A 9,808-nucleotide genomic window follows, 5' to 3' on the forward strand; every position below is an offset into this window, starting at 1 on the left:
CCCGCCAGCGGCTCGCCCACGGAATCGCCGCGGTCCTCGCGTACGCCGACGACCTCCTGGAACAGGACGAGCGGACGAACCGGGCGATCGGCGCGCACGGCGCGGACTGGCTGCTGCGGGACGCGGCCCGGCCCACCGGTACCACCGGTACCACCCACAGCGGCGATACCGACAGCGGCACCGGCCGACGGCCGCTGCGCATCCTCACCCACTGCAACACCGGGGCGCTCGCGACCGCCGGCTGGGGGACGGCGCTGGGCATCATCCGCGAACTGCACGCCCGCGGCGCGCTGGAAATCGTCTATGTGGACGAGACCCGGCCGCTGCTGCAGGGCAGCCGCCTGACCGCCTGGGAGCTCGATGTCGAGAACATCCCCCACCTGGTACAGGTCGACGCCGCCGCCGCGGGGACGATCGTGCGCGGGCTCGTCGACGCGGCCGTCGTGGGTGCCGACCGGATAGCCGCCAACGGCGACGTCGCCAACAAGATCGGCACCCTCGGGGTGGCGCTGGCCTGCGCGTACGCGCGGATCCCGTTCGTCGTGGCCGCCTCCGCGTCGACCGTGGACTCCGCGACGGCGTCCGGCGACATGATCCCGATCGAGCTGCGGGGCTGCGAGGAGGTGCTCAGCCACGCCGGATCGCGAGTCGCGCCGGCCCGCTCCCGGGCGCACAACCCCGCCTTCGACGTGACACCGGCGCATCTGGTGGACGCGCTCGTCACCGAACACGGGATCGTCGAGGTCGCGCGCGGCCAGCGCCCACAGCCACCTGCCCCGTCCCGGTAGACCGTCGGCATCCCGGTGGGCCAGTTCCGGTGGACCATCGGCCGCTGCTGGCGGTGTCGTGATCAGGGCGGCGGCAGGATTCTGATCTGGGCGAGGTCACCCACCGCCGGATGGTCACCAACACCGCGGTCGTGGTTCGGCTCGCCCGGCCGGCGGACGCCGACCGTCAACCAGCCAGCGGCACGGGCGGCGTCCAACTCGTCGACAAGGTCCGAAAGAAAGACCGTCCGGCCCGCTGGCACACCGGTCGCCGCGGTGATCGCGGCGTAGGACGACGGCTGCCGTTTCGGGCCCGCCGTCTCGGTGTCGAAATACCCGCTGAACAGGCCGCGCAGGTCACCGGCCGGGCTGTGGGCGAACCAGGCGCGCTGCGCGGCGACCGACCCGGACGAGAAGACGTACAGCCGGTGCCCCCCGGCCTGCCAGGACCGCAGGGCACCGGCCACCTCCGGATACAGGTGGGAGGTCAGCTCACCCGCGGTGAAACCGGCGTCCCAGATCAGCCCCTGCAGGGTCTTGAGCGGGGTGACCTTCTCGTCCGCGTCCAACCAGGCACCCAGCGCGGTGACGATCCGGGCGGTGTCCGCCGCCGGCTCACCGATCAGCTCACGGACCTGCGCGAGCGCCCGGCGGGTGTCCGGATGCCGCTGATGGCTGTCGATCCACGCGCGCAGCCGCGCCCGCGAGTACGGGTAGAGGGTGTCCACGACAAAGGATGTCGCGCTGGTCGTCCCCTCGATGTCGACGACAACCGCCTCGGCGGTGACCGTGACGGCAGCGGTCACCGGGCAGCGGCGGCCACGGCGTACAGCGCGTCGAAGTCGGGGAAACGGGACGCGATGTCGCTGCCGGTGAAGTCACCGACCCAGCCGTCGGCATCGTGGAAGAAACGGACCGCGGTGAACGACGGGCTGGTACCCATGTCGAACCAGTGCGTGGTACCGGCCGGCACCGACAGCAGGTCGCCGGCCTCGCAGAGCACCGCGTGGACCTCGTCACCGATGTGCAGGTAGAAGACACCGGCGCCGGCGGCGAAGAAGCGCACCTCGGCGTCCGCGTGGGTGTGCTCGGCGAGGAACTTCGCCCGCGCGGCGGTGGCCGTGGCCGGCCAGTCGGGCGCCTCGGTCGGATGCAGCGCCACCACGTCCACGAGGATGAAGCCCTCATCGGCGATGACCTTGTCCACCTGTTCCCGGTAGGCGGTGAGCACCGCGTCCTGGCCGGCGTCGGACGGGAGATCCACGATCGTCCACTGGTCGAACCGGACACCGATCGGCGCGAGGGCGGCGGCGATCTCGTCCGGTCGATCGGTGTCGCGCAGCACGCGGCCCGGGTCGTCGGCGGGCCAGGTTGTCAGGTGCGTCATGACGGCCTCCTCCGGTCGTGTCCGCGGCGGGCCTTGGCCCGGCAGTCCCGCCTCGGCCCGACAGTCCCAGTGTGACGCCGGACATGCGCCTGCGCTGGCAGTCCGCGAACCAGCGCAACGGAAATGGCACACAGCGGAGACCGCGCGGACACCGTGGCCGTTGGCCGTCGCGGGGGTCGTCATCGCAGCGGGACGGTCACACCTCCGCTGAACGGGCCGTCGTGGAGCTCCAGGTGATCGGGTGTGGCATCGATGGGAATGTCGAAGACGAGGGTGCCGCGGACCCTCTCCCCCTCGGAGATGTTCCCCCAGAGCTCGTTGGAGAAGGCCGCCCGGGACAGCAGCTGATCGGAGCCGTGCCTGGCACCGGTGGTGTCGTACAGGCTCTGCGAGGCCAACGCCAGCGTCCGGTCCGAGCCGCCGACGTTACTGACGGTCACCTCGGCCAGGCAGTACTGGCCGTCCGGATGCCTGGGGAAGAACCCGGCCTTCAGCTCGTCGACGCCGCACTGGATGTTCGTCACGGTGAACTGGAGCTGCCCGTCCCGGACCGGGACACCGATGGCCGCCGCGGGTGTCGCCGATGGTGACGGCGTGGCCGCCGAGCCGGTGGGGCTGCCAGCACCCGGGCTGCCCGCGTCGTTCCCGCTCTCGCCGAGGCTGTCCAGGACGACCCAGCCGACCAGCAACAACAGGGCCAGCAGGGGGACGAGCAGCCACCACCGGCGGGACCGCCGGCGTGGCGGCGGCGTGGGCGGATACCAGCGCGGCGGCGCGCCGGCGGGCTGGCCGAACTGGTCGGGCGGGCCATGCTGGCCGAACTGGTTGGGCTGGCCGAAGCGCGCCGGGCCGCCGAGCTGCGCCGGCTGGTTGAACTCTGCCGGCTGGTTGAATCCGGCCGGCTGACCGAACCCGGCCGGCTGGTCGGCCGGGTAACCGGTGGGGAAGGCCGGCGGGCCGACCCGGGTCGGCGGCGGGACCGCCGCCATCTGCTGCGTCCAGCCGAGCACCTGGTCGATCGGTGTGGACGCGTTCACGTCGGCGTTGCCGTCGACCAGGCGGAGCAGCAGGTCACGGGCGGCCGGGCGGGAACGCGGATCCTTGGTCAGCGCGGTCTCGACGACCCGGCGCAGCGGCTCGGCGAGCCCGGCGAGGTCCGGCGGCTCATCGACGATCCGCGCGCCCAGGTCGGCGTCGGCCTGCGGCCCGAACCGCCCCGGCTCGACGAACGGATGCCGGCCGGTACCGGCATAGGCGACCAGCAGGCCCCAGGTGAAGACGTCCGCGGGCGGGCCGACCGGGTGGTCGAGGATCTGCTCCGGCGCCATCCAGCCGGACGTCCCGAAGATCAGCCCGCGGTCCAGGTCGTGCCGCACCACCCCCGCGGGCTTGGCGATACCGAAGTCGATCACTCGCGGCCCGGACAGGGACATGATGACGTTGGCCGGTTTGAGGTCGCGATGGACGATCCCCGCGCGGTGGATGGCCGTGAGCGCGGTGGCCACCCCGATCGCGGTCCCGGTCAGGGTCGACGGGGGCAGCGGGCCGTCCTCCATGACCACGCGGTCCAGCCGCCGTCCCTCGATGTACTCGGTGACCAGGTACGGCGGGGTCGCGTCCGGGTCGGCGTCGAGCACCGAGGCGGTACAGAACGGCGAGACCCGCCGCGCCGCCGCCACCTCGTGCCGGAAGCGCTCCCGGAAGTCCGGCTCGGCGGCGAGATCCGAACGGATCACCTTGACCGCGACCGGGCGACCAAGGGTGTCCCGTCCGAGATAGACGGTGCCCATACCGCCGCTGCCCAGGCGAAAGTCCAGCACGTATCTGCCGACGGACGCCGGATCGCCCACGTCCAACGGCTCCAGTGACTGTGCCGTCGCCCCACCCCCGGCACGACCTGGCAGCATCACGTCTGTCGCCGCCGCGCCGATACACGCCTGCTCATAGCCCCATCGTCACTCATCCGGGGCCGGATGGGCAGGTCGACAGCGCACCAACGGCCACCCCGGCAGGCTGTCGAACAGCGGACTGTCATACGGCCGACCGGCACGCGGCAGGCCGTCGACCAGCGACCCGCCGTGCGGCATCCGGACAAACACCGGAGGCAGCACATCCCAGCCTCGGGCGCATCCCAGGCTTCGGGTACGTCCCAGGCTTCGGGCGCATCCCAGGCCTCGGGCGCATGAAGCCTCGGGCGCGGTGGCATCCCCGTCTCAGGCACACCGGCATCTTCACCTCGGGCGCATCGGCGTTTCGCTCCGGGGTGTGCCGGCTGTCGTCTCGGGCGTGCCGGCGTCGCTGCCCGTCCATCGGCACGCCGTACCGGCGGCACCTGGTGGATCGAGCGGATCCGCGTGGATCCGCATCGATCCGGGTCCGACCGACGCCGTCCGCCTCCCGGGAGCGGACGGCGCCGGACTCCTGCCACGGTCAGGACGTCGGCCGTGTCAGGTCGTAGACGGTCTGCCCGCCCACGGTCAGCGCGGTGAAACTGCTTTCCACCCAGGACGTGATCTCACCGGATCCGCGACCGCCGAACCCGCCCGGACCGCCGAATCCGCCCGCTTCACCCGGACCGCCGAAAACACCCGGTTCGCTGGAGCCGCCGGGTTCGCCGGAAGCAGCCGGGTCGTCGCCCGCGGCGGGTGCGGCGCCGGCGGACGCGGCCGGCGCGGCCGGCGCGGCCGACCGGCCGGCACCGCCGCCCGCGATGTAGTAGTGGATGTCACCGGCCGCGACATATTGTTTGAACTGGTCCAGGGTGGGCGTCGGGTCGCCGCCGCTGAACCCGCCCATTGCCATGACGGCCGTACCGCTGGCCAGCTCGAGCGGGCCGGCGCTCTGGGAGCCGGACGTCGCGGCGGCCCAGCGGTGGCCGGCCTGGCCGTTCCTGAGCAGTTGGACGATTTCGGAGTCGGCGGCCACACCGCCGCCAAAACCACCACCGGGTCCACCAGCAGAACCGCCGGCACCACCACCGAAACCACGGTCATCACGTGGTCGGCCACTCGCCGCGCCGTTTGTCGCGCCGCCGGCCGGCCCGAAGAACTGGCGGGTCATCCTGCCGGGAAAGCCGCCGCCGGCCGTCGCGGGGCCAGCGCTGGGAATCGACCCGGAATGGGGAGCCGACGCGGTTTCGACGGCATAGGCGGCCGACGGCGCTCCCAGGGCGAGCGCGACCGCCGCCGCACCCACTACAGCGCCGGCAACGCTGCGGGTTGGCAGCCTGCGGCCGACCAGCAGGGCGAGGACGCCGACGCCAGCGGCTGCGACAACGACGAACCGCAGCGCCGGATACCAGTCGGGGGTACGGTTCAAAAGCACGAACGACCAGCCGCCGGTGACCCCGACCGCCGACGCCATCAGCACCCGGGAAACCCAGGAGTCCCTGGCCCGCCACAAAGCCGTCCCGCCGAAAGCAAGAAGGCCGCCGATTCCCGGCGCGACCGCAATCGTGTAGTAGGGATGGATAATGCCGCTCATATAGCTGAACACGCCGCCGGTGACGAGCGTCCAGCCGCCCCACAACAGCAGACCGGCGCGGACCCGATCCGTGCGCGCCGCCCGGCGGGTCACCCACAGACCACCTACCAGCGCTATCAACGCGGCCGGCAACAGCCAGGAGATCTGGGTGCCCATCTCACCACTGAACAGCCGGTTCCAACCGGTGGCACCGCCGAACATGCCACCGCCGGGACCACCGCCAGTGCCCGGGCCGCCGACCCCGCCGGGAGGCGCCATCTGGTTCAGATACGCGGCAGCCCCGGCTGGGAGATCCCCCTGGGGCGGGCCGGTGAACATTCCCCGACCGGCGCCCCCGCCGGGATTCCCGTCACCGCCGAAAACACGGCCAAGGCCGTTGTAACCGAAGGTGAGCTCGAGAATGCTGTTGTTGGTCGACCCGCCGATATAGGGCCGGGAGTCCTTCGGCCACAGCTCGACCGCCGCCACGTACCAGCCGGCGGAGACGACGATCGCCCCCGCGCCGGCCAACAGGCCGAGCAGCCGCCGGCCGACGGATGTGGGCGCGGCAACCAGATACACCAGCGCGAACGCCGGGACGGGCAGGAATGCCTGCATCATCTTCGTCAGAAAGGCGAACCCGACCGCCACCCCCGCCAGCGCGATCCAGCGAAAACCGCCGTCCTCGGTCGCGCGCACCACAGAATAGGCCGCGACGACGAGCAGCAGCACCAGCAGCGCGTCCGGATTGTTGAATTTGAACATCAGCACCGCGACGGGCGTCAGGGCGAAAACGGCGGCGGCGAGCAGTCCGGCCCGCGGCCCGATCCAGCGCCGGACCACCAGATACAGGATACCGACGGCCGCCACACCCTCGAGCGCGTTCGGGACGAGCATGCTCCAGCTGTTGAAACCGAAGATCCGTCCGGAGAGCCCCATCACCCACAATGACGCCGGTGGCTTGTCGACGGTGATGAAGTTCGACGCGTCGAACGAGCCGAAGAACCATGCCTTCCAGCTCTGTGTGCCGGCCTGGACCGCCGCCGCGTAGAAGCTGTTGGCGTACTGGGAGGCGCCCAGCCCCCACAGATAACCGACAGCTGTCGCGGCCAGCAGGACGAGCAGCGCCGGGCGTATCCACCACGGGTCGGCCGCATGCCCCCGCAGCGGCCGGGGCAGCCGTACCGGTGACCGGTACGCTGCCCGTCCCGGCATCTGCCGCGGCGGGGCGGTCGGCCCGGGGTTGGTGTCGACCGTGCTCCAGTCGAGCCCTCCGACCCCCGCCTTCTTCGCGATCTCGGTGGTGGTGACGTCGTCGTACGACCTCGTGCNTAGCCGTCAGGTCCACCCGGCCTGCCAGGCCCGCCGAATCCGTCTGGCGCACCCTGTCCAGCTGGCCCGCCAGACCCGCCGCCGGGCAGACCGGAAGCGCCGCGCAGCCGCGTGAAGCACTCCCGGAAAGCCTCACGGGCCTTGGAGTCCGTCGGGTCCGGGCGCACGGGGGTGCCGTCGTCGACGGTGACGCCCTTGCTCCGCAGGCATTCCTGAAAATCTTCCTGGTCGATCGCCGCTCTGGGGCCGCCCTGCGCCCGTCCGCCGCCCTCCGGGAACCCGCCGTAGCGACGATATCCCTCACCGTATCCACCACCAGGGAACCGTCCGTAGCCCGTACCGTCGCCGGGGATGCCGCCCGCGGCCAAGGAGCGGGCCGCGTTCTGGCCACCGCCCGTCCCCGTACCGGCGGCCAGCACGGCAGCACCGGTGCCCAGGACCACGACAAGCACCGCGGCGGCCGCGATCAGTCCGTTGCGTCGCCGGTGGGAACCGCCGGCCTCACCCGGCGGCCGGCCCTCCGTTCCGGCGGCAGCACCGGCGACGGCAGCGGGACCGCCGGGGCCCGCTGGGTCTCCCGGAGCGCCGGGACCACCGGCGGCGGGCACGCCCGGCTGGCCCGACCCGACCCACCACTGCCCGGCCGCCGCGGCGGAGGCGGGCACCTCCGACGGCGTGGCGTTGACCAGCGCGACCACGTCCGCCACCGAGGTCGCGGGACCGATCACGTCGGCTCGCACCTGCGCCCCGAAGTCCGCTGGGACGTCGACACCGGGTGGCGTGACCACCACCACGGCGGTGTCACCCGACCTGGTCGCGAGGATCGGCAGCAGCTCCCGGTCATACATCGTCACGACCAGAATCGTCCGGACCGTCACGTTCGGTGGCTGCGGTCGGGGCGGCCCGTCACCAGCCACGATGGTCGGCCCGTCCGCGGCAGGCGGCGACTCGAACGGCGGCTCGCTCGATGGGGGGAGAACGTCATAGTCGGGTCCGAGCGCTTCCGCGATCAGGCCCGGGTCCGCGGGAAGCCCCAGACTCAACCACACACGTGTCATATGCACACCGTCGCGGTCACGCCTGAGAGAAAGCTTTCAGGAACCTGGGGACTTCCTTGTAGATCTGCCCATCGGCCCCGCCGCGGGCGTCTCTCCCCCGAACGTCTCCCCCGACGCCATGGGGATCCCGCCTCATGGCGACACGAAGAGAACAGGTTGCCGCGCTGTGACAGCCGCGTTGTGACAGCCGCGCTGCCGGCCTTCCGAGTGGTCACTCGTCTTCCGAGCGGCTGTCAGCCTTCCGAGCGGTCATGCCGTCCGCGTGCTGTCCGCCCCGGCGCGGCCGTGGCCCATCCCTTCCTCATCATGATCCAAATCATGGTGATCAATAGCCGGACAATGGATATTCCGTTGCTCTTTTTGTGAGTTTCTTGTGTGATGAGCGAACGGAAAATCCCTGAGGCAACACTCCAACAATGATCCGCGGAAATCGGCCTGTAGAGGTAGTGCCCCACAGGGGTTCGGTCGCGTCGGGGGGCGTCATGAGCATCGGTACCGGCAACGCGAGCACGTCCATGGCCGCGACCACCAGGACAGCGATCAGCGTGGTGGACGGCGCGGCCGCGCCACGGTGGATCGTCGTGCTGACCGGCCTGGTCGCGCTCGCGGCCGTCGTACCCCGACGGACCTGGCGCAACAGCGGCCATCTCGACACCATCGCGCACGAGGGCGGCCATGCGCTCGTCGCCTACCTGCTCGGGTACTGGGTCGTCGGCGTGTGGCTGTTCCCGGACACCTCCGGGCTCACCGGCTCGTACGGGCGGCCGAGCCGGGTGACCGGCTTCCTCGTGTCGGCGGCCGGTTACACCGCGCCGTCGGTGCTCGGGCTGGGCGCGGCGGCCCTGCTGGGCGCCGGCCACGTCACGGCGACGCTGCTGCTCGCCGTCGTGGCGCTGGCCGCGCTCTTCCTCGTCGTCCGCAACGCGTTCGGGATCGTCCTCGTCGTCGCGACCGCCGGGATGGTCGTGTTGGCGCTGCGTTCGGCCGACGCGGGCACGCAGAGCGCCCTCGCCTGCTTCCTCACCTGGTTCCTGCTGTTGTCCGGCCCCCGGTCCGTCCTCGACCTGCACCGACAGCGCAGACGGGGCCCGTCCTCCTCGGACGCGGACGCCATGGCCGAACTCACCGGCCTCCCCGGTGGCATCTGGGTCGCAGCCTTCGCCCTGGCCAACACCCTGTGCCTGCTCCGCGGAACAACCCTGCTCCTGAACTGACCGTCCCGGCCCCTCGTCGGTCACACGGAGGATACTGCCAACGACCGGCGCGCTTCTCCTGGAATAACTGCCATCGTCATCAGGCGGGTTTCTCCGGATGGGATCTGGCGTCGCCGTCCGGAGCTGGTCACCTTCGGCGCCGGGTGACCGGTCGGCGGTCGTGGTCGACGGGTCGGTAGTGGGCGGGTGGGTGGTTCGCGGCTGTCGGCGGGATGACGCCGGCGGGATGGTGTGGGCCGCGACGGCTGGGTGGAGGCTGTTTCCCAGGGTGTCGGCGCTGCCCGGGGCCTCTTTTCGATCGGTCGACAGAGGGGTGTCGGATGTGTTACATGCATCGGATGCGTCAAGTCGGGTAGAGGTGTTCCATGGTTCGACACCGGAGGGGTCCGGCAACACAGCGCTCTCGGAGCGTCACCTACGCCGCGCTGGACACACGTCCCGCCGCTCACGCGGCGCGTGCCGTGCGTCCGAGCGTCCCTCAGCTTCTGTTCGCCGCGACCACGGTGGCGGCTGTCATCGCCATGCCCTCCGACGTGTTGGCCGGTTCGACGTCGACGCTGTCCGACGCGCCAGCTGCGGCTGGCCCCG

6 protein-coding genes are annotated in these 9,808 nt (G+C 71.5%); 2 read left to right on the forward strand and 4 right to left on the reverse strand.

Features of this window, described 5'->3' with window-relative positions; genetic code table 11:
- On the forward strand, positions 1-788 hold a 788-nt coding region (mtnA, locus tag FrCorBMG51_RS19755; RefSeq protein WP_047224537.1), incomplete at its 5' end, for an S-methyl-5-thioribose-1-phosphate isomerase.
- Positions 789-850: 62 nt separating this feature from the next.
- On the opposite strand, the gene mtnC is transcribed toward mtnA, so the two are convergent.
- The 4 genes from mtnC to FrCorBMG51_RS19775 form a co-directional block, all read right to left on the reverse strand.
- Positions 851-1,573 carry an acireductone synthase gene (mtnC, locus tag FrCorBMG51_RS19760; RefSeq protein WP_047224538.1) on the reverse strand — a complete coding sequence of 241 codons (723 nt, stop codon included), beginning with the start codon at positions 1,571-1,573 and terminating at the stop codon, positions 851-853.
- Positions 1,570-2,154, reverse strand: a complete 585-nt coding sequence (locus FrCorBMG51_RS19765; RefSeq protein WP_047224539.1) for a 1,2-dihydroxy-3-keto-5-methylthiopentene dioxygenase — start codon at positions 2,152-2,154, stop codon at positions 1,570-1,572. Before FrCorBMG51_RS19765 ends, mtnC begins: the two co-directional genes overlap by 4 nt.
- 179 nt (positions 2,155-2,333) lie before the next feature.
- Positions 2,334-4,061, reverse strand: a complete 1,728-nt coding sequence (locus FrCorBMG51_RS19770; protein WP_047224557.1) for a protein kinase domain-containing protein — start codon at positions 4,059-4,061, stop codon at positions 2,334-2,336.
- Positions 4,062-4,584: 523 nt separating this feature from the next.
- Positions 4,585-6,831: an ArnT family glycosyltransferase gene (locus FrCorBMG51_RS19775; protein ID WP_047224540.1), complete on the reverse strand. Its 2,247-nt coding sequence runs from the start codon at positions 6,829-6,831 to the stop codon at positions 4,585-4,587.
- A gap of 1,657 nt (positions 6,832-8,488) precedes the next feature.
- Here FrCorBMG51_RS19775 and FrCorBMG51_RS19790 point away from each other — a divergent pair.
- Positions 8,489-9,220, forward strand: a complete 732-nt coding sequence (locus tag FrCorBMG51_RS19790) for a M50 family metallopeptidase (protein WP_052914855.1) — start codon at positions 8,489-8,491, stop codon at positions 9,218-9,220.
- Positions 9,221-9,808: the final 588 nt, after the last annotated feature.

Origin of the sequence: Protofrankia coriariae (assembly GCF_001017755.1) — a bacterium.
In the GTDB taxonomy this organism is placed as follows: domain Bacteria; phylum Actinomycetota; class Actinomycetes; order Frankiales; family Frankiaceae; genus Protofrankia; species Protofrankia coriariae.